This window comes from Capnocytophaga haemolytica, assembly GCF_001553545.1.
In the GTDB taxonomy this organism is placed as follows: domain Bacteria; phylum Bacteroidota; class Bacteroidia; order Flavobacteriales; family Flavobacteriaceae; genus Capnocytophaga; species Capnocytophaga haemolytica.
Genome location: NZ_CP014227.1, coordinates 1,949,410 through 1,971,039, shown reverse-complemented (window position 1 = coordinate 1,971,039; position 21,630 = coordinate 1,949,410). Strand labels below are relative to the sequence as shown.

Genomic DNA, 21,630 nt, shown 5'->3' with positions numbered 1-21,630 from the left:
TTTTGTTATATCTTTGCCACCGAAAAGTAGAGCTTAGATATTTGTATGGAATTAGCTTATGAGAAATTGACGTTGCCCAATGAAGGGAAGCGTTTACTGCTGCACACCTGTTGTGCTCCTTGTTCTGGGGGGATTATAGAGGCGATTATCGCTTCGGGGATTGACTTTACAATTTACTTCTATAACCCTAATATCCACCCACGTAAGGAGTACGACTTGCGCAAGGATGAGAATATACGCTTTGCTGAGCAGTGTGGTGTGCCTATCATTGATGCGGACTATGACCCTGATATCTGGTATGCACGTGTGAAGGGGATGGAGTTTGAGCCTGAACGCGGCAAGCGCTGTGAGGTATGCTTTGATATGCGCTTAGAGCGTGCGGCTTTGTATGCCTACGAACACGGCTTTGATGTGATGAGTAGCTCGCTGGGAATTTCACGTTGGAAGAACTTTGACCAAGTAACCCAAAGTGGGCAGAAAGCAGTTTCGAGGTATGAAGGATTGACCTACTGGGATTATAATTGGCGTAAGAAAGGTGGGCAGGCGTGTATGCTCAATATCTGCAAGCGTGAGAAGTTTTATATGCAGGAGTATTGTGGTTGTGCGTATTCGCTGCGTGATGCCAATAGGCGAAGAGTAGAGAACGGGCAAGAGCGCATACGCATCGGAGAGAAGTTCTACGGTGAAGTTACACCTTTAAAAGAAGCTAAATAAGATGATCACAGCAGAAGAGTTTGCCGAAGGACGCATATTGCTGATTGATAAGCCGCTGGGCTGGTCGTCATTTCAAGCAGTCAACAAGATTAAATGGGCGATCCTCAGGCACTACAAGCAGAAGAAAATAAAGATAGGACACGCAGGCACGCTTGATCCTTTGGCATCGGGGCTATTAGTGGTTTGCACGGGTAAGTTTACTAAGAAAATAACAGAGATACAAGACGCTGTAAAGACCTATACAGGTACGATCACTGTGGGGGCAACCACCCCTTCGTATGATATGGAGACTGAGGTGGAAGTTCATTACCCCACCGAGCATATTACCCCTGAGAAGATAGAGATTGTACGGCAGCAGTTTGTAGGTGAAATAGAGCAAGTACCACCTGTGTTCTCAGCAATTAAGCGTGCAGGTAAAAGGCTGTATGAGTTTGCTCGCGAGGGAGAAGCCATCGAAGTGCCCACACGCAAAGTGCAGGTACACCGATTTGAACTTGATACCACTGAGTTTCCGCTTTTGCATTTTGAAGTGGAATGCAGCAAAGGTACTTACGTGCGTTCCTTGGCAAATGATATGGGTAAGGTGCTTGGTTCAGGGGCATACCTATCAGCGCTCAGACGTACTAAGATAGGGGATTACGATGTGGCAGAAGCCCTCTCACCTGATGAATTCATAATAAAACATATACCACGACTATGATACGACCTATTATTCTCACAACAATCGTTGATAGATTTCTCCGCAAAAGTGGGCAGACACTTAATGACCGTTTCGGTAGTGGGAAAACTACACTCAATGAGAAACTCACAAAGCGCAAGAGTGTAAATGAGTTCTATGAAGAGCGTGAACAAGAACGCGCTGCATCACATCAGCGACCTAAACCTATATCAGATCTGAATATGGAGGCTATCTTTGGTAGGCGCCGAAAGAAAAGACAGTCAGCAGTTAAAAAAGAGTTTCGTTACTTCTTCTCAATGTTCTCAAGTTCAGATAAAGCGCTGATACTAACGCTATTGATACTCTTTGGCACCGTAGTAACACTAATGGCAATGCAGCTCAATAATATGCCTAAGGAGATAATGATAGAGATGGCGCTTACTCCCGAAGATCTGCCTTATGAGCCTCCAAAACTTGAAGAACAACCTCAGGCAGATCTACCCTTGGAGCATAGCACTGCCCGCCTGACTACCAGTGCATATAACGAAGCGAATGCTGAGTTGCAGCACTCCGATATGTTTAAGTCGCTCGACGAATTAATGGCTGAGCGAGCAGCACAAGAAATGGAATCAGCTAAGGAAGAGTTAGTAAATGTTAAGAGTCCTAATACGAATATTGTATTGCCTGCTGATAACGATATGCAAAAGACCTTAGAAAAACCTCAACAATCCAATAAGGCTAACAAAAATACCTTAGTGAAATACGCACTCACAGGAAGGACAGGAAATATACCTAATCCTATATTTACTTGTGAAAAACAAGGTACTGTGGTGGTGATTATTACCGTAGATGACACAGGTAGGGTGATACGTACAGCTCTTGACAAGATCAATTCAACCACTACTGATGACTGTCTTATAGAAAACTCCTTGCAGTATGCTCAACGCGCACGATTTAATGCAGTAACTGGCAAAAAGGAACAAACAGGAACCATTACATATACCTTCCAAAGTAAGAGGTAGATTAAGAGAACTATGCTGAAAAAGATACTTTATATCACTTTAATACTATCTGTCTTAAATAGCTGCAAGAAAACTACAACAGCACAGGCAGCCTTTACGATACAGTTGAGACCTATACAAAGCGAATATCATGAGGGAGATACTATTGAGGTATATCTTACCAATAAGCAATTTAGTGAAGACATCAAGCAAGAATTGCATACGCTACACACTATTTCACTGCCCTCAAAAGCAGATAAAGTAGTGCTCAAAGATATACCTCTTGGCAAACAAAAACTTAAAGTAGATCTATTAACTACCGATGGCAAACGTTTTACGGCTCAGAAAGAAATTACAGTATTAGCAAAAGCCGCTCCTGAGATTTATCACTACAAAATCATTGCAGAATATCCACACGATAAAACCGCTTTTACCCAAGGATTGGAGTTTATCGGCGATACGTTGGTAGAAAGTACAGGCGAATATGGCGAGTCAGTAATACGTAAATGGAACCCTTTCACAGGGCAGGTTTATAAGAACGTTCCTTTGAAAGCGCAGTACTTTGGTGAAGGGGCAACTGTATTTAACGACCAAGTGCTGCAGCTCACTTGGCGAGAAGCAGTAGGCTTTATCTATGATAAGAACTTAAACTACCTGCGCTCGTTCCCTTATCACAAAAGCAAAGAAGGCTGGGGGCTCTGTCATAATGGTAAAGACAAGCTCTACAAGAGTGATGGCTCTGAGAAAATATGGATACTCCATCCAGAGACTTTTAGCGAGGTTGATAGTCTACAACTCTGTACTAATACCTCTATCTTCTCTAATGCTAATGAGTTAGAGTACGCCGAAGGTAAAATCTACGCCAATACCTTTCTCAAAGATGGTATAATGATTATCAACCCGCACAACGGTGCTATTGAAGGTGTAGTAGACGTGCGAGGCTTAAAGGACAAAGTAGAGCAAACTCCTAATCTTGATGTCCTTAATGGTATCGCTTATCACCCACAGCGCAAAACCTTCTTCATTACAGGCAAACGCTGGAGCAAAATATTTGAAGTAGTATTTATTAAATAAAAAAGTAGAATAGATAATAGCGAAGGCTGTGCTTTATTTAAAGCACAGCCTTCGCTATTATTTGATACTTACACAATCTCCAATCTAGCAAAGCGCAATAGTATGTTCTTAATACCGCCGACTTCAAACTGTATCTGTGCCTTGCGGTCGTTGCCTGCGCCTTCTACCGAGAGCACTTTCCCGCGCCCAAAACGTGCGTGTTCCACTATGGTCCCTACCTGTAACCCACCTGCACTGCCACTGTCATTGCTGCCCTTATCTGCCAACCCGTTCACAGGCTTTAGCTTGCGTAGCTTCACCGCTTGCTCACCCGTAGGGGCGTTAGCGGCTGGTGGCGTACCACTGATAGGCTTCTGCAAACGCAACTTGCTCTTGTCCACCTCGCCAAAAACATCTCTGTCTATCAAAGGCTTATAGCGGTAATTTGCATTCTGCAGCATAGGGGTTAGGTACTCCAAATAGCGGTCGTCAATCTCGTCGATAAACCTGCTGGGCTCCGATTCACTCAGCTTTCCCCAGCGGTAACGGTTCTCGGCATAAGTCAGATAAGCCTGCTTTTCGGCACGCGTCAATGCCACATAGAAAAGCCGCCGCTCTTCCTCCAACTCCGCCCGCGAGTTTACACTTAGTGCCGACGGAAACAAATCCTCTTCCATACCTACGATGTACACGTAGGGGAACTCCAAACCCTTAGCCAAATGTATGGTCATCAAGGCAACGCGGTCATCGTCGTCCACATCCTTATCCAAGTCAGTCGCCAGCGCAATATCTTCCAAGTACTCATTGAGGCTACCCGTGCTGTCTGCCACATCTTCCTGCCCTTCAACAAAGTCCTTGATACCATTGAGCATCTCCTCAACATTCTCCATTCGCGCAATGCCCTCAGGCGTACCATCCTTCTTAAACTCTTGCAGCAAACCCGTTTTGCGCGCCACCTGCTCAGCCACCTCAAAGGCATTCGCCTCCTTGCTGTACGCCCGCAGGTTGAGTATCATCACCACAAAATCAGTGAGTTTCTGCTTTGTATTGCTTTGTATGTGTAAGTCGGGAAGCTTGTTGATGTTGTACATCACTTCAAAGATCGACTTCTTATAGTGGCTTGCCGCTAAGGTCAGCTTCTCCATAGTAGTGTCGCCAATACCACGCGCAGGGAAGTTGATGATGCGCACCAATGCTTCCTCATCATTCGGGTTGATAATCAGCCGCAGATACGCCAGCATATCCTTTATTTCCTTGCGTTGATAGAACGAGAGTCCGCCGTAGATGCGATACGGAATATCCCGCTTGCGCAAGGCATCCTCAATGGCACGCGACTGTGAGTTGGTGCGATAGAGCACCGCAAAATGCCCGTTAGGCAACTGGTGCTGCATCTTGTTCTCAAAGATTGACCCCGCCACAAAGCGCCCTTCGTCAGCGTCCGTAGCACTGCGATGCACTTTTAGCGGCTCGCCCATCTCATTAGCCGTCCACACCACCTTTTCGAGCCGCACTTTGTTGTGCTCAATCACCGAATTGGCAGCCTCCACAATGTTCTTCGTCGAGCGGTAATTCTGCTCCAAGCGATACTCCTTAGCCCGTGGGTAATCGTGCTTGAAATTCAGTATATTGTTAATATTAGCCCCGCGGAAGGCGTAAATACTCTGAGCGTCATCGCCCACCACGCATATATTCTGGAAACGGTCAGCTAAAGCCTTCACTATCAGGTACTGCGAGTGGTTCGTGTCCTGATACTCATCTACCAAAATATACCTAAAACGCTGCTGATACTTTGCCAGCACATCGGGATAAACATTTAGCAATTCATTGGTTTTGAGCAAGAGATCGTCAAAATCCATAGCCCCCGCCTTAAAACAGCGGTCTACATACTCTTGATAAATCTCTCCCAATCGAGGGCGCTTGCTCATCGCATCCTGCTCCATCAATTCAGGGTTATTAAAGTAAGCGCGCACCGTGATAAGGTTGTTCTTAAACGAAGAAATGCGATTAGCGATCGGCTTGTATTTGTAAACGTCCTTATCCAGCTCCATTTCCTTGATAATCCCACGGATAAGCCGTTGCGAGTCCTCTTGGTCATAGATAGTAAAGTTCTGCGGATAGCCTAATTTATCAGCCTCAGCGCGCAGAATACGCGAAAAAATAGAGTGGAAAGTCCCCATCCAAAGCGTGCGCGCCTCGCTGTACCCCACAATGTCGGCAATACGCTTCTTCATCTCGTTCGCCGCCTTATTAGTAAAGGTCAGCGCCAAGATGTTAAAGCCATCCACACCCTCGTGCATCAGGTGGGCAATCCGATAGGTAAGCACACGCGTCTTGCCAGAGCCCGCACCCGCAATAATCATCAGCGGACCCTCTTTCTGCAACACAGGTGCCCGCTGTGCATCGTTAAGCAATGATAAATAGTCTTCCATTGATATACCTTTCTATGGGGCTGCAAAATTACAAAAGAAATATAAAATAGCAACTATCTCAACGCTTCTTCTTTGCAGAAAAACGCTCTTTGATAGCACCCCAAAGCCCATAGGGCACTACCACCATCACTATAAAAGCCAGCAACCAAAAGCCCATCCCTACCATTACTATGAGCAATAAAAAACCTAAATACGACTCAAAACTCACCATACCACCCACCTTATTAATGAAAGCACACCCAACGATCAAAACCACCATCCAAGTGAATAGCTCCCTCGTAACCCAAGCCTTCCAACAATGCGACAGCCTTACTACTGCGCCCGCCGCTCTTACAATAAATATAAAACGCCATCTCCTTAGGCACTTCGTCTCTGAAAAGCGACACAAAGTCAGGGTCAAAGAAATTGATATTCACAGCCCCCTCGATATGCCCTTGGGCGAACTCCTCAGGCGTACGGACGTCAATGAGCACCTGTCCCGACACAGGGCTATAGCTTTCAATAGGAATATGTTTACGCATCTCGAAATTAAATTAAATCACTCCGCAAAGATAGCACTTTTTTTCCAATGTTGATATGCTTTCATCAAAAAAACACTCCCGAACGCCACCCCTACCTATCTCGCACGGCCTCTGAACGCTTCCCAAAGGATCTCGCAACAGCCCCCAAGGATCCCGAACACCACTCGAACACATCTCGAACACTGAACGAAGTCAGAACGAACTCAGAACGAACTCAGAACGAACTCAGAACGGATTCAGAGCCAACCATAGCTGGATTTCTTCCCAAAAGATACTACATACGATATGTAAAAAAGCACTGCACAGCTCACTTAATTGAGGGTTCTTGAGAAAAATAAAAACATTTTTAGTGAAAACCTTTGTCAGTTCAAAAATAAGTCGTACTTTTGCCGCCGAATTAATAACGAGGTCGAGTACCTCACTAATTAAATATTTTATGCCAGTAAAAATCAGATTACAAAGACACGGTAAAAAGGGAAAACCTTTCTACTGGATCGTCGCTGCTGACTCTCGTGCTAAGAGAGACGGTAAATTCTTAGAAAAATTAGGGACTTACAACCCAGTAAGCAACCCCGCACAAATTGAGATTAATGTCGATGCTTCGATCAAGTGGCTCAAAAACGGTGCACAACCCAGCGATACAGCACGTCGTATCCTTTCTTACAAAGGAGTACTCTTGAAGTACCACTTGCTCGGAGGTGTTGCTAAAGGAGCACTCACAGAAGAGCAAGCAGAGGCTAAATTCCAAGCGTGGTTAGAGCAAAAAGAAGGCAAGCTCAGCTCAAAAACACAGCAACTTGCCAAAGCAAAAGAAGAGGCGCGCATAAAAGCGTTAGCAGCTGAGAAGGAAACCGCCGAAAAGCGCAAACTCGCAGCACAAGCCGCACCAGAGGAGCCCGTAGCTGAACAAGCTGAAGAAGCTCCCGCACAGGAAACTAACGAAACTGAGGCATAACAACGTATGACGCTTAAAGATTGTTTTTTCGTAGGAACAATTGTGTCAAAGTTTAGTTTTAAAGGGGAAGTCTTAGTAAAATTAGACTCCGACGACCCCGAGATGTACGAACAATTGGAATCAGTTTTTATTGCTATAGGCAATAATCTGGTTCCTTTTTTCGTGCAAAAAACCTCTTTGCACAAATCTGACCTGTTGCGCATAAAATTCGAAGACGTAGCCTCAGAAGCCGACGCAGAAGCTCTATTGCGATGCAAGCTCTATCTGCCACTCTCATTACTGCCCAAACTCACAGGCAACCAATTCTATTATCACGAGGTGATAGGCTTTTCCGTAGAAGACCAACGCTACGGAACTGTAGGGAAGATAAAAAATATCGACGAAAACGCCCACCAAGCCCTATTTGTGATAGAAGACCCATCACAAAATGAGATACTCATCCCCGTGAGCGACGAATTTATAGTTTCTGTGGATAGAAAAACCAAAAAAATCGTAGTGAACACACCAGAAGGTTTGATAGAACTTTACAAAGCATAACTAAAACTGTCCGAAAACGAGCGTAAACCCCATTTTTGGACAGTTTTTATGTGTTTTATACCCAGTGTTAATCTCGATTCGGTAAGATAATCTCCGATTTCACGATCGCTTCTACCGCTGCCATTTGCTCCTCTATTGCATTAGGATCAATCTTGATAGGCGCGTGTGTGGTGAATGTTACTCGGTTAAAAATCCCAAGCGGAAACTGTCCGTAGCGCAAAATCTTCCAAGAATTGTTGATGGTAACAGGCACGATGTAACCATTAGGCATATACTTTAAGATGCTCTCCAAACCTTTGGTTTTAAAAGGTTTAGGAACCCCATTGCGGCTGCGCGTCCCCTCGGGGAATATCAATCCAGCCTCGCACTTAGCCTCCAGATCCTTGCCAAAAGCCTCGAGTTGCGGTACCGCGTCCTGAGGGCGTTTGCGATCGATTAGCACCGAGCCATTATGCCTTAAATTAATCGTGATGCTTGGTATCCCCCCGCCCAATTCCTTTTTGCCCACAAAGCGAACGCTGTGCGCGCGCAAATACCAGATAAGTGGCGGTATGTCATAGATACTCTGGTGGTTAGCCACAAAAATCAACGGTGCATCTTTTGGTATTGCTACCTTTTTTCTAAAAATCACCAAGTTGCCCGTAAGCAGCAACACACGCGTGAGCACTAATGTTAAAAAATCGACAATAGCCTTGTGCGTTCTATGCCCAAAGCAATGAATAGCAATCCATTGCAACGGGTGAAATATAAGTAATAAACTACCAAAGATAAGATAGTGTAGCACGCTCAGTGGATAGGAAAGTATCTTCATTTCTAAAAATAATAGGAGATTATAAAAAATCCTTCAAGAGCATAATGCTACAAGAAGGATCTGAGTGCTTTTTAGCAAAAGTCGTTATAAGCCTGCTTTAAGTTATCGGCGATAGTCTCAGCAAAACGCCCCTCAATGTGGTGTCGCTCAAGCATATGAACTAATTCACCATCTTTAAAGAGGGCAATACTTGGTGAAGAAGGCGGAAAGGGCAACATAAATTGGCGTGCTTCCTCAGTAGCTTCACGGTCTACTCCTGCAAATACAGTAGTGAGATAGTCAGGTTTCTTAGCGTTTTCAAGGCTAAAAAGCACCGCAGGACGCGCATTGCGTGCTGCACAACCACACACTGAGTTCACTACTACCAAAGTGGTGCCAGGACGTTTCATTGCTTCTTGTACCGCCTCAGCAGTCTTTAATTCTTCAAAGCCGACAGAAGTCAACTCTTCTATCATAGGTTTAACCAAATCTGGTGGATACATAATATGTTATTTTTAAATTGGCTGCAAAGATAGTAAAAAAAATATTTACGCAAATAATTTTGCCAGTTTGTTTTTTCTTCTTACCTTTGCCCTGATAAAACAATGTACATTTTATGGCTAAATACGTAAGTGCTGATGAGGCATTGAAAGTAGTAAAAAGTAATGATTATATCTATGTGCAAGGGGCTACAGCTACCCCCACACACTTGTTAGATGCATTGGCAAGGCGAGCAAATGAGCTGAGTAATGTAAGGATAGCGCATATCCTTACAATGGGCGATGAGGCTGTAGCACATCCTGAGTTGAGAGAGAGTTTCTTTATCGATTCGCTCTTCTTCTCTAAGAATATGAAGCACGTGCTTCACGAACACAATGGCTCATATACGCCTATTTTTTTAAGTGATATACCATTGTTGTTCGACCGTCATCACATTAAGGTAGATGTGGCACTGCTACACGTTTCACCCCCTGATAAGTTTGGCTACTGCTCAATGGGGATTAGTGTCGAAGCAGCTAAGGCAGCTGCGCGCAACGCTACCTATGTGATTGCACAGATAAACCCGCTGATGCCTTGTACTTATGGAGATGCAATGCTACACATAGATGAGGTTGATTATTTAGTGGAATATGAAGCTCCTATATATACACTTCCCTGTACAGAACCAAGTGCTGTTGAGAAACAGATAGGAAAACATATTGCAGCACTGATTGAAGATGGAAGTACACTCCAACTTGGTATTGGCAATATTCCTAATGCCACTGTAGCAGAGATGGGGCATTTAAAGAATTTAGGAGTGCATACCGAATTGCTCACAGAGGGAGTAGTAGAACTGGTGGAGAAAGGAGTTATAAATGGTAGTGAGAAGAAAGTTGATAAAGGCAAAATAGTTACCTCATTCATTATGGGAACAAGGCGCTTGTATGATTTTGTTGATAAGAACCCAATGGTGGTAGCTAATGAAATCTTCTATACGAATGAAGTGTCAATCATTAGGCAGAATCCTAAGATGATTTCAATCAATTCAGCTATTGAGGTTGATCTTTCAGGGCAGGTATGCGCCGATTCTATTGGGACGAGCATTTATTCAGGTTTTGGAGGGCAAGTTGATTTTGTACGAGGGGCTGCGCTGAGCGAGGGCGGCAAATCCATTATTGCATTTTCTTCACAAACAAGTAGAGGAGAGAGCAAGATTGTGCCTTTCTTAAAGCAAGGTGCAGGTGTGGTAACTACCAGAGCCCACGTGCAATATGTGGCGACCGAGTACGGCGTGGCGGAACTCTTTGGTAAGAATCTACACGATCGTGCTAAATCGCTGATCGCCATCGCTCATCCAGATCATCAGGAGATGTTAGAAAGAGCCTTTTATAAAATAAAAAGTGAATGGTAGCAATTCCATTCACTTTGTATATTGATGCGCTGGATTGTTTATTTTCTTATCCACCACATTTGCAGTCAGGACCGCCTCCGCAGCCTTTCTTGCTCTTCTTCTTAAAAAAAAGAATCTTGATGAGGTAGAGCGCGGCGATGGCTACAAGTACGTAAGCGATAATACTTTGTGCGTCCATATTACTTATTTTTTAATAGTTCGAAACTAACGTTGATCTGTGCTTCGATAGCGATTTTACCCACCGCCAATGTATTTCTAGCAGAGGAAGATTTTAGCTCAGCCATTCCAAGTGTGCCGTAGTCTGGCAAAATAGGAGACGAAGTGCTGAATTCACTGATACTAATAGCTTTACCGATATTCTGGTCGAGACTTACCGCGTAGAGAAGCGCCTTTTTGCGCGCATCCTCGACGGCTGCCATACGAGCGTCTTGAAGTAATTTCTCGCGGTTCTTAACGTCGAAGGTCACGCTATTAATCTGATTTACTCCTGCCTCGAAGATTGTCTCCATCAGCGATTCATATTTAGTGAGATCGTCGAGCTTGATGCGAATTCCTTGCGAGATTTCGTACTTGTAAGTCTTCGTGTCGTAGTTATAAATTTTCTGAAGCGACACTAGGTCCGTTTGGAAATTCTCCAAAGGCAATTGAGCGCTGAGCACTTGCAGCACCTTAGCTACTGCCTCGCCGTTCTTCTGCTTGAGGTCTTTGGCGTTAGCGCCTTCGTTGTTGATGCTAATCGAAATATTGACAATGTCGGGTGTGACAAAAATGCTTCCTTCGCCAGTGACGCTCACTGTCGGAATGGTATTTTGGGCAGCTGCCATTGTCGAGACTAAGGAAAATAATACGATATAATTCTTCATAAATGTTACTTTTTAGAAATGATAGCAATAAACGTGCCAAGAGTTGCAGTAGTGTAGTTTTTCTTAAGAAAAATTTCAGAGTTGTTTCCGCAGTACAAAAAGTAATACGATGGGGATAAGCAAAAGCAATACAGTGCCGCGATGGATAAGCCAGAGTTCTGGATATATAAATAAGGTGAACGCAAAGCCCGCTATCGCCCCGCCAAAGTGCGCCGAATGGCCGATGTTGTCGCTCTTGGCTTTCATTCCGTAGAGGGAGTAAAGCAAATAGGCGATGCCGAACAGATAGGCTGGCATAGGCAGGATAAAAACGAGAATCCGTGCCTGAGGTTCGAAGAGGATGAATGAATACAGAATGCCGACTACCGCACCACTGGCGCCCACTGCCGTATAATAAGGTTGCCTCCTGTAGAAATACAGCGAAAGAGCGTTGCCTAAGACGAGGGCAAGGAAGTACAAAATCAGGTAATTTACTCCGCCGATGATCGCAATCAGGCTGTCGGAGAAGAAATAAAGTGTAAGCATATTAAAAAGCAAATGCTGCCAGTCGGCGTGAAGGAATCCGCTGGTTATCAGCCGATAATATTGCCCTTTCTGTACGCCAGCCACCGAGAATTTGTACTTGTTAAAGAAATCTCCGTTGGAGAAACCCTGCATCGAAATCACGACATTGCAGATAATAATAAGAAAAGGTAAAATCTGTGAAATGGAATACATATTTTATTTTTTTCGGCAAAAGTAATATATTTGCACCAAATTTCAAACAAAAAAATGGATTTAATTATTTACATCATAGCATTTCCACTGATATGGATCCTCTCCCGATTGCCCTTCCGCGTTTTTTATTGGGTATCGGATTTCTTTTATTTGATTATCTACAAATTATTAAAATTCAGAGTAAAAGTAGTTAGAAAGAACCTATCGATTGCATTTCCGTTTAAAAGTAAAGATGAATTACTTGAGATTGAGAAAAAATTCTATCGACACTTTTGCGATACCTTCTTAGAAATGGTAAAATCTTATGGAATGGATGAGAAAGAGATGAAAAAAAGGATGATTTATACCAATCTGGAAGTGCTTAAGAAGTATGAAAACGAAAATCGGAGTATTTTATTTATGTGTGGGCATTACGCCAGCTACGAATGGCTCCTTTCACTTGCCTACTATTTAAAACACAAATCATACGCACTGTATACGCCGCTGAGCAATAAATATTTTGATAAGCTGGTGCAAAAAATTCGTATGAAACACCATAGTTATTTGCTGCCGCGCTACACCGCCCATCGGGAGATGAAAAAACATAAAGACAACCACGATGTGTGTTGCTATGGCTTCGCCTCCGATCAAATTCCTAACAATCGAAAAAATTATATGCGAGCGTTTTTGGGGCTGCGCACCCCCGTTTTTACAGGAGCCGAGCGCCTTGGAAAACAACTCAATACCGTAATTGTTTTTGCTAAGATTGAAAAAATAAAACGTGGATATTACCATACGACCTTCGAAGTTTTGGCAGAAAATCCCAATGAATTTGTCGACTACCAAATCACCGATTATTTTTTCGAGCGGCTAAATCAACTCATATACGCGCAACCTGAGTTTTACCTCTGGACGCACAATCGGTTTAAGCGCGACCACTGACGGCGCCCCGCAAAACAAAAAAGCCTGAGAATTTTCTCAGGCTTTTTCATTTAAAATAAATTCATATCAATTATAGCAAACTTCCATCAAAAAGAAATGGAAGCAGATCTTTTATAGAATCGGTTTGGACAATCGCACCTTCAGCACCCATAAAATAAACGCAGATAGGCTGCTGCTGTTTGGTTTCATATTCGGATAAAGATTGCCGACAAGCTCCACAAGGTGAAACAGGATATTTTGTAGGGAGCTCAGCTGATCCACTTACGCAGATCATTTTTATTTTCTCCGACGGGCACTGTGTAGATGCCTGATAGATCGCCACACGTTCAGCGCATAAGCCTGAAGGATAGGCGGCATTTTCTTGGTTGGATCCGACGAAAATCTGTCCGTTTTCAAGCAAGACGGCAGCACCCACTTTAAATTTAGAATAAGGGGAGTACGCCTTTTTTCGCGTTTGGATTGCTACCTCCATCAGCTCCTTAGCTTCTTTTGGTAACTCTTCCAGCGATTCGTATACAGTATATTTTATTGATAACTGACGCTCTGCTTTCATAAGACACCTAATTTTTAAAAAATTACCTACGTGCTATCAAATCAGCATAATATTTTCGACTATTATTGATAACATCCAATAATTTTATGAACAGCTCCGTTTTCTTTACCTTAGCCATCGATAGCACATAGTTAGATAAAGTATTGTAAAGCTCCGCAATTTCTTTGCGAACTAATTTTATATTCTGATTATCTGCCTGCAAAGTTTTGAAGGAGCGATGCGCAAAAGTTTCATTGAATGACTTGTTAGCTTTCTCCAGCTCGTCAATAAAATACTTGATGCGCAATTTATCCACGTGAGCTTTATTATCGCTGTTACGAAGTATAGTGAGGAGAATATCGATATCTTTACTCTCTTCCTCATAGTTTTCTTTTTCGAGTCCCTTATATTTTTCCAGAACCCCGTAAATTGTATCGTATGAACTTTTATAGGTTTCGTCCTGATTTCGTTTATAAGGGCGAATGCTATCGCGGAGCGCTTGCACCGCATTATCGCGCACCTTGTCCAACGCTACAATTTTCTTTGATTCTTCTTTGCCGCGGGTCTGCTCCAAACTTTTATCATAGTTGGGCAATCGCTGCTTTAAAGTTTCAAACATTTCCTTTAAGCTCTCATCTTCTTCTAAGTTTATTTCAGATTTCTCTAAATCCTGAAATAAGCGAGTGAAGAACTGACCAAATTCTGCATTACGCAAGCGCGTATAATTTACAGATATTAATTTGTGCTCTTTCATAAGCTTTCACTATTAAAATTTTATATTTATTTTTACACCTATAATTATATATAGGGTGAATTATTTTTTATTTTCGGCGACAAAGTTATGGCAAATAAAAATAACTTCCAAATTTTTTCACAAAAAATTTTCAAAAAATTTTTCTTAGTGTTAAAATAGATACTTTAAGATGCTTTATTACAGTAGATTTTAGAGGTGATTTTATGAGAAATAATAGTAATAATATTTTTCAATCGACAATGATAAATTATTTTATTTTAGCCATTGTAAAAAGGAGACGAACTTGATTATTTTATTTTATGTAGAGATTTATGTAAAATTTACTTAATTATTTTTGAAAGTATTTTATACTATTGACGAAATATATTATAAAAATGGATTTACTATATTATTTTAATAAAATTATATAAATAGAAGTTATTTTACTTCATATTTACTTTAAATTGATATAATCAAAAATGATTTAGTATATTTTTATGCAAAAAATAATAATTTTAGTTTGTAAAAATTTAAAAATAGAGTAGAGGAGGTATTGCTATTTTACAGAGGATCATTTTAAATTTTTACATCTATATATATAAGTGAAGAAATATAGCTTATAAAAAAATATAACAAAAAAAATTAAAAAATATTTGGAAAATATTTTGCAAATGAAAAATAAGTTATAAATTTGCGGCGTAAAACAGATATGAAGTACCTCACTATTGCTTATGTCTGTTTTTTATAGCGAATAAGATATATAAATTCACAGAAAATAAAATTAAAAATTATGATTTACGAAATATGTGCTAGCTCATTCGAGTCGGCTAAGAATGCGCAAATAGCAGGCGCGAGACGTATAGAACTATGCAGCGAACTTGGTGTGGGAGGTATTACCCCGAGTTTTGGATTAATTAAGAAGATTCAAGATGAATTAACGATAGAAAATTGTGTGTTGATACGCCCAAGAAGTGGAGATTTCACGTATAGCGATGAAGAATTTGATGTAATGTTGCGAGACATCAAATTGTGTGGTGAATTGGGTTGTAAGGGAGTAGTTACAGGTGTTTTAAATAACGATAATACTATTGATGTTGAGCGTACAAAAGCGCTAAAAGAGGCAGCGAAAGGTATGGAATTTATATATCATCGTGCTTTTGATTGTGCTCCTGATGCTTTGCAGGCGCTTGAAATTCTTAAAAAATTGGGTGTCGATAGAGTGCTGACCTCGGGCGGAAAAAAATCTGCTATCGAAGGACTTCCAATTCTTAAAAGCTTATTAAAAAATGCAGAAAATGCGATTACGATTATGCCAGGCGGAGGCATCAATCCACAGTCTATTTTACAGATTAAGGAAAGCGGATTTACCGACGTACATTTTTCAGCTACGGTGTTTGAAAAATTAAAATCGACGATGCCTTTCTCTTTTAAGACTGAATCGTTTTTGGACGAGACAGTACGCCCCATTTCTAATGTAGAAGTGATTAAAAAAATAATGAATAGTAAATAATTGCAGGAGAATGATTCAAGTTTTTTTTATCATAATTTGTGTTGTATATCTTGGGATTACTTTATATGCAAGTCAAATATTATCGGTTTTTTCCTTCCCTAAATACGCTAAATATATTTTCTTTTTGGTCAGCTTACTTATTTTGGCGCTCACGATTTATTTTTGGTATAATCGAAATAAATCAACTTGGGAGGGATACCGGCAATATGCTTTGGCTGCGCTTGCTACGTGGTTAATTGTCTGCACAGTAATTAGCTTGTTCTTATTTTTAGAAGATGTGTTCCGTATCGGAAAGGCATTGACTAATCACAATTATAGCATAAAGCAATTGCCTTCACGTCGCAGATTTATAAGCCTGATTGGTTTGGGTATTGCGGCAATTCCTTTTAGTTCTATTTTGTATGGAATTTTTAAATGGAAATACAATTATAAGGTGTGGAAATATACCCTCTATTTTGAAAATCTTCCGAAATCATTTGATGGCTATAAGATCACTCAGATTTCAGATATTCACTGTGGGAGCTTTGATAATTACGAGAAGATTCGCTACGGCATCGATTTTATTAATGCCCAGCAAAGTGACGTGATATTTTTTACGGGCGATCTGGTGAATAACTGGGCGTCAGAGCTCGATCTTTGGAAAAATTTATTTAAAAAACTTTTAGCTAAGGACGGCGTCTATTCAATTTTAGGCAATCACGATTATGGAGATTACTACGATTGGGATTCTCAAGAGGAGAAAAAACAGAACTTACAAACAATTATTGACACGCAGCGTAATGAACTTGGCTGGGACTTGCTTTTAAACGAGCACAGGCATTTGGAAAAAAATGGAGATAAAATTGCCATTATCGGAGTTCAAAACTGGGGGCGAGGGCGTTTCTCTAAATACGGCGATCTCGATAAGGCGATGGAGGATGTTTCTGACGATGAATTTAAGATCCTGCTGAGTCACGACCCTTCTCATTTTGAGGATATCGTCCTCCCTGAAAATAAAAATATTCAGCTTACTTTAAGCGGACATACCCATGGAATGCAGTGCGGCATTGAAATTCCAAATTTTATTAAATGGAGCCCTGCGCAGTGGGTCTACAAGTATTGGGGAGGTATGTATAAAGAAGGTGATAAATACTTGAACGTCAATAGAGGTTTTGGATATCACGCACTTCCAGCGCGCATTGGGATGCCCCCAGAAATAACGGTGATAGAGCTGCGCTGTAAAAGCTAATTTGAATGAAAACAATTGGATATAAATTATTTTTAAGATGGACTTAGAACAAGAAATAAAGCGTCGTCGCACTTTCGGAATTATTTCCCACCCCGATGCTGGGAAAACCACCCTTACAGAAAAGCTCCTGCTATTTGGTGGGGCGATACAAGAGGCTGGCGCCGTAAAGAGTAATAAAATAAAGAAAGGAGCTACTTCGGATTTTATGGAAATCGAACGTCAAAGAGGGATTTCTGTAGCGACGTCGGTACTCGCCTTTAATTATAAAGACCAAAAAATTAATATCTTAGATACTCCAGGTCACAAGGACTTTGCCGAAGATACTTTCCGAACTCTCACCGCCGTAGATAGCGTGATCGTGGTAATCGACGTGGCAAAAGGGGTTGAGGAACAGACCGAAAAATTAGTAGAAGTATGTAGGATGCGCAATATTCCGATGATCGTTTTTATAAATAAGCTGGACCGAGAAGGAAAGGATGCGTTTGATCTTTTGGACGAGGTCGAGCAAAAGTTAGGATTAAAAGTTACGCCGCTGAGCTTCCCGATCGGAATGGGTTATGATTTTCGTGGAATTTATAATATTTGGGAGAAAAATATTAACCTCTTCTCTGGTGATAGCCGACGCAATATAGAAGAGACAATTGCCTTCGATGATATTAATTCACCTGAATTAGAAAAGATTATCAGTAGCGCTGCTGCAGAAAACCTCCGTAATGATTTGGAGTTAGTGTATGAAGTTTATCCCACCTTCGACAGAAATGAATACCTCGAAGGTAGGCAGCAGCCCGTCTTCTTCGGATCTGCTTTGAATAATTTTGGCGTGCGAGAGCTACTGGATTGTTTTGTAGAGATTGCTCCTTCGCCAAGACCAAAAGCCAGCGAAGAGCGAGTGGTAAATCCCGATGAAAAAAACTTCTCGGGGTTTGTATTCAAGATACATGCTAATATGGATCCTAATCATCGCGACCGATTGGCGTTTGTTAAAATTGTGTCGGGGACTTTCGAACGCAATAAGCCTTATCTCCACGTAAGAAATGATAAAAAGATGAAGTTCTCCAGCCCCAACGCTTTTTTTGCAGAGAAGAAGGAAATAGTTGACATTTCCTTTGCTGGAGATATAGTGGGTTTGCACGATACTGGCAATTTCAAAATTGGAGATACACTCACTGAGGGTGAGATTCTCCATTTCAGAGGAATCCCCAGTTTCTCGCCAGAACATTTCAGATATATTAATAATGCAGATCCACTTAAGTCAAAGCAATTAGAAAAAGGGATTGATCAGCTGATGGACGAGGGAGTTGCGCAGCTCTTTCGATTGGATTTCAACGGACGAAAAGTGATAGGGACGGTCGGCGCACTTCAATACGAAGTGATTCAATACCGATTGGAGCACGAATACGGTGCAAAATGTAGTTATGAGAATTTTCCTGTCCATAAAGCCTGCTGGATTGAGCCTCCGCAGAATGAAAAGGATCCAGAATTTCAGGATTTCTTGCGCGTCAAACAGAAATATCTTGCGCGCGACAAGCAAGGGCAGTTAGTTTTTCTCGCTGACTCCGCCTTTTCTATAGAAATGGTGCGGCAAAAGTATCCCAACCTGAAATTGCATTTTACATCGGAATTCTAATTTGCAACAGTACATAAAAAAAAGCGCTTTAATCGGCGCTTTTTTCTTTTGAAGATCGTAAATTTTTCTAAGGTCAATACAGTCTCCAGAAGGTTTATTTTCCTGCAAATAGTCTCACGTCCTCCTCCGAGATTTCTTTTCCACCTAAGATGATCAGCCGCTCAACTACGTTGCGCAATTCACGGATATTTCCAGTCCAATCCTGTTCTTGGAGCATTGCAATAGCTTTTTCTGAGAATGTTTTAGTTGCAATACCTTGTTCTTGAGAAATTCTGTTGCAAAAATGTTCAACCAATAGAGGAATATCATCTTTTCTTTCGTTCAGCGAAGGTACTTTAATCAAAATAACCGCCAGCCGATGATATAAATCTTCGCGGAAGCGCCCCTCAGCAATTTCTTTTTTCAAATCTTTGTTGGTGGCTGCAATTACGCGCACGTCGATGCTAATATCTTTGTCGCTACCTACGCGCGAAATTTTATGTTCTTGGAGGGCGCGCAGCACTTTAGCTTGAGCAGAGAGGCTCATATCTCCGATTTCGTCTAAGAAGATTGTACCGTGATTGGCTGCCTCAAATTTGCCTGCCCTGTCCTTCACTGCCGATGTAAACGATCCTTTTATATGCCCAAATAATTCACTTTCTATCAACTCCGACGGAATTGCGGCACAGTTTACTTCGATCATCGGAGCTTCTGCACGTTCGCTTTTCTCGTGCAACGCGTGCGCAACAAGTTCTTTACCAGTGCCGTTGTCGCCCGTAATGAGCACTCGAGCCTCGGTAGGCGCCACCTTGTCGATCATCTCTCTGATTTGCTGCAGCGGCTGGCTCTCACCAATCATTTCGTAATTCTGGTTTATTTTCTTTTTGAGACGCTTGTTCTCCACCACCAAATTCTTCCTGTCGAGGGCATTACGTACAGTGCTAAGTAATCTGTTCAGGTCGGGCGGTTTGGAGATATAATCGTAAGCACCGAGCTTCATCGCATTTACAGCGGTCTCCAGATCTCCGTGCCCTGATATCATTACAAACAGCGTCTCAGCTTTTATCTTTTTGATTTCGCTCAGCACTTCTAGGCCATCTTTTTTTGGCATTTTGATGTCGCAGAGTACTAAATCGTAGTCTTCTTTTCTGAGTTTCTCCAACCCCTCAGCACCATCGCAGGCTTCCTCTACTTCATATTCCTTGCTTTCCTCCATCAGGATTTTAGTTAGCACGCGGCGGATGGCAGCTTCATCTTCTATGATTAATATTCTAGGCATATTTAATTATTCTAAATTCGCAGCAAAATTAATAAAAAAATAAAAACCCCCGAAAAAAGTCGGAGGGTTTTTAATATATAGTTATGAAAAAAGTGTATCTCTACTCCTTAAAAGTTCCCTTAAATTTGTTTTGATAAGTTTGAAACTCTTGTTGAGATTTGATGTTTTTATAGTCATTTGTACCAACAACTTTCAAAAAAACTTCAAGCTGCCCTGGCGACATATAGCCGCTCACCGGAAATATATATTCCGCATTCTCATCAAAAAACATCATTGTAGGATAAGCCTGCACTTGCAAGAAATTAGTAAAAGGGTGCGTTGCATTTCGGCTGTTGGCATTCGCTGCATTATAGGCTGTATTTTCAAATTTCTGCCCTTTGTAGTTCACTACTTCATTTCCTTCCCCATTAAATTTCACAGCGTAGAAATTATCGTTGATATATTTTACTAAATCTTTATTCTTAAACGTATTGTTTGAAAGCATTTTACACGGACCGCACCAATTGGTATATACGTCAACAAATAGTTTCTTAGGCTTTTTCTTTTGTGCAGCAATGGCTTGGTCAAAAGTCATCCATTTAATTTCCTGAGCGTTAACCACTGTTCCCGCTACTATAAAAAGCGCAATAGCAATGAATTTTTTAATCATAAGTGTCTCTATTTAATTTTATAATTATACGTGATTATAGCCCATCAAAAACTGTGCCAAACATTTTCTGATCCCTCTCTGTTAGGAATTTCATTTCAATAGGAAGCGAATAAACATTGTTCAACTGTCCTTCCAAACGCACAAAGTCCTTCTCAGTGGTTAATATACGCTCTTCTTTTTCTAACTTACTGATTTCATCCTTGCTAAATGTATGATGATCAGCAAACTGTAAGTGCTTAAATTGTGCTTTCTTTTCTCGAAGGAAACGCAGTAATGGCGCTGGATTAGCAATTCCTGTAACCAGCGTAAAGGTTTTTTCTAAGAATGTATCTAATGGATAATGAGCTTCTTTTGAGAGTACTTCCTTTCCGTAAGCTATCTCAGCAAAGACAACTATCTGGTCTTTTCGCTGTTGAAGTTTTTTAGTGATACGTACTCGTTCTTCCTCAGATAGCTCCTCAGGGCATTTGGTAACAACCACTACATCAGCTACTCGCACTCTCGCTACAATATCACGTAGATTTCCTGTAGGCAGTAGCCAATCATCACTAAAAAGATGACCATAAGCCGTCAGTACGATATTTATTTTGGCTTTGACCTTTCTATGCTGAAAAGCATCATCAAGTATCACTATATCAGGAGGATTGTCTAAAGCTATGAGGCGTTCTATCCCCTCTACTCGATTAGCATCAACGGCTAAATGAATTTCGGGAAACTTTCTCCAAAACTGAAAAGGCTCATCACCTAAGTCATATACAGTCGAGCTTTCCTCCGCCAATACAAATCCTTTCCGTTGTCGCTTATAGCCACGACTGAGCACCCCAACCTTATGAGTACCTCTCAACTGACGGATCAGATACTCTACCATAGGCGTCTTTCCTGTGCCACCCACACTTACATTTCCAACGCATATCGTAGGAATGTCAAAACTGACAGACCTAAATATCCCACAGTCATAGCACCAGTGTCGTAGCCTGATAACTACCCCATAGAGAAGTGCAAAAGGAAATAATATGTAACGGATAAGTTTCAATGGTCAGTTG

Annotated in this window: 22 protein-coding genes and 1 pseudogene; 10 read left to right on the top strand and 13 right to left on the bottom strand. The window is 41.5% G+C overall.

What is annotated here, in order from left to right; all coding sequences use genetic code 11:
• Nucleotides 1–45: 45 nt before the first annotated feature.
• The 3 genes and pseudogenes from AXF12_RS08865 to AXF12_RS08850 all read left to right on the top strand — a co-directional run bounded on the left by AXF12_RS08865 (nt 46) and on the right by AXF12_RS08850 (nt 3,447).
• Nucleotides 46–714, top strand: a complete 669-nt coding sequence (locus AXF12_RS08865) for an epoxyqueuosine reductase QueH (RefSeq protein WP_066430380.1) — start codon at nt 46–48, stop codon at nt 712–714.
• Nucleotide 715: 1 nt separating this feature from the next.
• Nucleotides 716–2,394: pseudogene (gene truB, locus AXF12_RS12700) on the top strand (tRNA pseudouridine(55) synthase TruB).
• 12 nt (nt 2,395–2,406) lie between these two features.
• Nucleotides 2,407–3,447, top strand: a complete 1,041-nt coding sequence (locus AXF12_RS08850) for a glutaminyl-peptide cyclotransferase (protein WP_066430375.1) — start codon at nt 2,407–2,409, stop codon at nt 3,445–3,447.
• A 68-nt stretch (nt 3,448–3,515) separates the two neighbouring features.
• Here the strand turns inward: AXF12_RS08850 and AXF12_RS08845 are convergent, their stop codons facing one another.
• The 3 genes from AXF12_RS08845 to AXF12_RS08835 are packed head-to-tail and all read right to left on the bottom strand — an operon-like array spanning nt 3,516 to nt 6,376.
• Nucleotides 3,516–5,855 (bottom strand): ATP-dependent helicase, encoded by a 2,340-nt coding sequence (locus tag AXF12_RS08845; protein WP_066430373.1) that lies wholly within the window; start codon nt 5,853–5,855, stop codon nt 3,516–3,518.
• A gap of 58 nt (nt 5,856–5,913) precedes the next feature.
• The gene (locus tag AXF12_RS12320; RefSeq protein WP_095114509.1) at nt 5,914–6,066 is read right to left on the bottom strand and encodes a hypothetical protein; all 153 of its coding nucleotides are present in this window, start codon (nt 6,064–6,066) and stop codon (nt 5,914–5,916) included.
• Between the two features lie 13 nt (nt 6,067–6,079).
• Nucleotides 6,080–6,376 carry a rhodanese-like domain-containing protein gene (locus AXF12_RS08835; protein ID WP_066430366.1) on the bottom strand — a complete coding sequence of 99 codons (297 nt, stop codon included), beginning with the start codon at nt 6,374–6,376 and terminating at the stop codon, nt 6,080–6,082.
• A gap of 436 nt (nt 6,377–6,812) precedes the next feature.
• On the opposite strand from AXF12_RS08835, the gene AXF12_RS08830 reads away from it, so the two are divergent.
• Both AXF12_RS08830 and rimM read left to right on the top strand, forming a co-directional pair.
• Nucleotides 6,813–7,331 (top strand): 30S ribosomal protein S16, encoded by a 519-nt coding sequence (locus AXF12_RS08830; RefSeq protein ID WP_066430364.1) that lies wholly within the window; start codon nt 6,813–6,815, stop codon nt 7,329–7,331.
• Nucleotides 7,332–7,337: 6 nt separating this feature from the next.
• Nucleotides 7,338–7,868: a ribosome maturation factor RimM gene (rimM, locus tag AXF12_RS08825; protein ID WP_066430362.1), complete on the top strand. Its 531-nt coding sequence runs from the start codon at nt 7,338–7,340 to the stop codon at nt 7,866–7,868.
• A gap of 67 nt (nt 7,869–7,935) precedes the next feature.
• Here rimM and AXF12_RS08820 read toward each other — a convergent pair whose 3' ends face one another.
• Nucleotides 7,936–8,679: a lysophospholipid acyltransferase family protein gene (locus AXF12_RS08820; protein WP_066430357.1), complete on the bottom strand. Its 744-nt coding sequence runs from the start codon at nt 8,677–8,679 to the stop codon at nt 7,936–7,938.
• A 71-nt stretch (nt 8,680–8,750) separates the two neighbouring features.
• Entirely contained in the window at nt 8,751–9,161 is a 411-nt protein-coding gene (locus tag AXF12_RS08815) for a BrxA/BrxB family bacilliredoxin (RefSeq protein WP_066430354.1), read from the bottom strand.
• A gap of 113 nt (nt 9,162–9,274) precedes the next feature.
• Here AXF12_RS08815 and AXF12_RS08810 point away from each other — a divergent pair, with 113 nt between their 5' ends.
• Entirely contained in the window at nt 9,275–10,549 is a 1,275-nt protein-coding gene (locus AXF12_RS08810; RefSeq protein ID WP_066430352.1) for an acetyl-CoA hydrolase/transferase family protein, read from the top strand.
• A gap of 46 nt (nt 10,550–10,595) precedes the next feature.
• Here AXF12_RS08810 and AXF12_RS12125 read toward each other — a convergent pair whose 3' ends face one another.
• The 3 genes from AXF12_RS12125 to AXF12_RS08800 form a co-directional block, all read right to left on the bottom strand.
• Nucleotides 10,596–10,727 (bottom strand): FeoB-associated Cys-rich membrane protein, encoded by a 132-nt coding sequence (locus tag AXF12_RS12125; RefSeq protein WP_095114468.1) that lies wholly within the window; start codon nt 10,725–10,727, stop codon nt 10,596–10,598.
• 1 nt (nt 10,728) lies between these two features.
• Complete coding sequence (locus AXF12_RS08805) at nt 10,729–11,412, bottom strand: SIMPL domain-containing protein (protein WP_066430350.1); 684 nt, start codon at nt 11,410–11,412, stop codon at nt 10,729–10,731.
• A 75-nt stretch (nt 11,413–11,487) separates the two neighbouring features.
• Nucleotides 11,488–12,129 carry a rhomboid family intramembrane serine protease gene (locus tag AXF12_RS08800; protein WP_066430347.1) on the bottom strand — a complete coding sequence of 214 codons (642 nt, stop codon included), beginning with the start codon at nt 12,127–12,129 and terminating at the stop codon, nt 11,488–11,490.
• A 54-nt stretch (nt 12,130–12,183) separates the two neighbouring features.
• Between AXF12_RS08800 and AXF12_RS08795 the strand changes: the two genes are divergently transcribed.
• On the top strand, nt 12,184–13,050 hold the full coding sequence (locus tag AXF12_RS08795) for a lysophospholipid acyltransferase family protein (protein ID WP_066430346.1): 867 nt from the start codon (nt 12,184–12,186) through the stop codon (nt 13,048–13,050).
• A 70-nt stretch (nt 13,051–13,120) separates the two neighbouring features.
• On the opposite strand, the gene cdd is transcribed toward AXF12_RS08795, so the two are convergent.
• Nucleotides 13,121–13,603, bottom strand: coding sequence for a cytidine deaminase (cdd, locus tag AXF12_RS08790; protein WP_066430345.1), 483 nt, complete (start codon nt 13,601–13,603; stop codon nt 13,121–13,123).
• A 22-nt stretch (nt 13,604–13,625) separates the two neighbouring features.
• On the bottom strand, nt 13,626–14,336 hold the full coding sequence (locus AXF12_RS08785; RefSeq protein ID WP_066430344.1) for a DUF6261 family protein: 711 nt from the start codon (nt 14,334–14,336) through the stop codon (nt 13,626–13,628).
• Nucleotides 14,337–15,105: 769 nt separating this feature from the next.
• On the opposite strand from AXF12_RS08785, the gene AXF12_RS08780 reads away from it, so the two are divergent.
• The 3 genes from AXF12_RS08780 to AXF12_RS08770 are packed head-to-tail and all read left to right on the top strand — an operon-like array spanning nt 15,106 to nt 18,680.
• Nucleotides 15,106–15,825 carry a copper homeostasis protein CutC gene (locus AXF12_RS08780; protein WP_066430342.1) on the top strand — a complete coding sequence of 240 codons (720 nt, stop codon included), beginning with the start codon at nt 15,106–15,108 and terminating at the stop codon, nt 15,823–15,825.
• Nucleotides 15,826–15,835: 10 nt separating this feature from the next.
• Nucleotides 15,836–17,053 (top strand): metallophosphoesterase, encoded by a 1,218-nt coding sequence (locus tag AXF12_RS08775; protein WP_066430341.1) that lies wholly within the window; start codon nt 15,836–15,838, stop codon nt 17,051–17,053.
• Between the two features lie 37 nt (nt 17,054–17,090).
• Nucleotides 17,091–18,680: a peptide chain release factor 3 gene (locus AXF12_RS08770; RefSeq protein WP_066430340.1), complete on the top strand. Its 1,590-nt coding sequence runs from the start codon at nt 17,091–17,093 to the stop codon at nt 18,678–18,680.
• Nucleotides 18,681–18,774: 94 nt separating this feature from the next.
• Here AXF12_RS08770 and AXF12_RS08765 read toward each other — a convergent pair whose 3' ends face one another.
• The 3 genes from AXF12_RS08765 to lpxK form a co-directional block, all read right to left on the bottom strand.
• On the bottom strand, nt 18,775–19,938 hold the full coding sequence (locus AXF12_RS08765; RefSeq protein WP_066430338.1) for a sigma-54-dependent transcriptional regulator: 1,164 nt from the start codon (nt 19,936–19,938) through the stop codon (nt 18,775–18,777).
• A 100-nt stretch (nt 19,939–20,038) separates the two neighbouring features.
• The gene (locus AXF12_RS08760; RefSeq protein WP_066430337.1) at nt 20,039–20,587 is read right to left on the bottom strand and encodes a thioredoxin family protein; all 549 of its coding nucleotides are present in this window, start codon (nt 20,585–20,587) and stop codon (nt 20,039–20,041) included.
• A 34-nt stretch (nt 20,588–20,621) separates the two neighbouring features.
• Nucleotides 20,622–21,620, bottom strand: coding sequence for a tetraacyldisaccharide 4'-kinase (lpxK, locus tag AXF12_RS08755; protein WP_066430335.1), 999 nt, complete (start codon nt 21,618–21,620; stop codon nt 20,622–20,624).
• Nucleotides 21,621–21,630 lie beyond the last annotated feature (10 nt).

Coding starts and splice junctions, on each gene's coding strand:
- AXF12_RS08865 (WP_066430380.1), top strand. CDS start 46: ATGGAATTAGCTTATGAGAAATTGACGTTGCCCAATGAAGGGAAGCGT.
- AXF12_RS08850 (WP_066430375.1), top strand. CDS start 2,407: ATGCTGAAAAAGATACTTTATATCACTTTAATACTATCTGTCTTAAAT.
- AXF12_RS08845 (WP_066430373.1), bottom strand. CDS start 5,855: ATGGAAGACTATTTATCATTGCTTAACGATGCACAGCGGGCACCTGTG.
- AXF12_RS12320 (WP_095114509.1), bottom strand. CDS start 6,066: ATGGTGAGTTTTGAGTCGTATTTAGGTTTTTTATTGCTCATAGTAATG.
- AXF12_RS08835 (WP_066430366.1), bottom strand. CDS start 6,376: ATGCGTAAACATATTCCTATTGAAAGCTATAGCCCTGTGTCGGGACAG.
- AXF12_RS08830 (WP_066430364.1), top strand. CDS start 6,813: ATGCCAGTAAAAATCAGATTACAAAGACACGGTAAAAAGGGAAAACCT.
- rimM (WP_066430362.1), top strand. CDS start 7,338: ATGACGCTTAAAGATTGTTTTTTCGTAGGAACAATTGTGTCAAAGTTT.
- AXF12_RS08820 (WP_066430357.1), bottom strand. CDS start 8,679: ATGAAGATACTTTCCTATCCACTGAGCGTGCTACACTATCTTATCTTT.
- AXF12_RS08815 (WP_066430354.1), bottom strand. CDS start 9,161: ATGTATCCACCAGATTTGGTTAAACCTATGATAGAAGAGTTGACTTCT.
- AXF12_RS08810 (WP_066430352.1), top strand. CDS start 9,275: ATGGCTAAATACGTAAGTGCTGATGAGGCATTGAAAGTAGTAAAAAGT.
- AXF12_RS12125 (WP_095114468.1), bottom strand. CDS start 10,727: ATGGACGCACAAAGTATTATCGCTTACGTACTTGTAGCCATCGCCGCG.
- AXF12_RS08805 (WP_066430350.1), bottom strand. CDS start 11,412: ATGAAGAATTATATCGTATTATTTTCCTTAGTCTCGACAATGGCAGCT.
- AXF12_RS08800 (WP_066430347.1), bottom strand. CDS start 12,129: ATGTATTCCATTTCACAGATTTTACCTTTTCTTATTATTATCTGCAAT.
- AXF12_RS08795 (WP_066430346.1), top strand. CDS start 12,184: ATGGATTTAATTATTTACATCATAGCATTTCCACTGATATGGATCCTC.
- cdd (WP_066430345.1), bottom strand. CDS start 13,603: ATGAAAGCAGAGCGTCAGTTATCAATAAAATATACTGTATACGAATCG.
- AXF12_RS08785 (WP_066430344.1), bottom strand. CDS start 14,336: ATGAAAGAGCACAAATTAATATCTGTAAATTATACGCGCTTGCGTAAT.
- AXF12_RS08780 (WP_066430342.1), top strand. CDS start 15,106: ATGATTTACGAAATATGTGCTAGCTCATTCGAGTCGGCTAAGAATGCG.
- AXF12_RS08775 (WP_066430341.1), top strand. CDS start 15,836: ATGATTCAAGTTTTTTTTATCATAATTTGTGTTGTATATCTTGGGATT.
- AXF12_RS08770 (WP_066430340.1), top strand. CDS start 17,091: ATGGACTTAGAACAAGAAATAAAGCGTCGTCGCACTTTCGGAATTATT.
- AXF12_RS08765 (WP_066430338.1), bottom strand. CDS start 19,938: ATGCCTAGAATATTAATCATAGAAGATGAAGCTGCCATCCGCCGCGTG.
- AXF12_RS08760 (WP_066430337.1), bottom strand. CDS start 20,587: ATGATTAAAAAATTCATTGCTATTGCGCTTTTTATAGTAGCGGGAACA.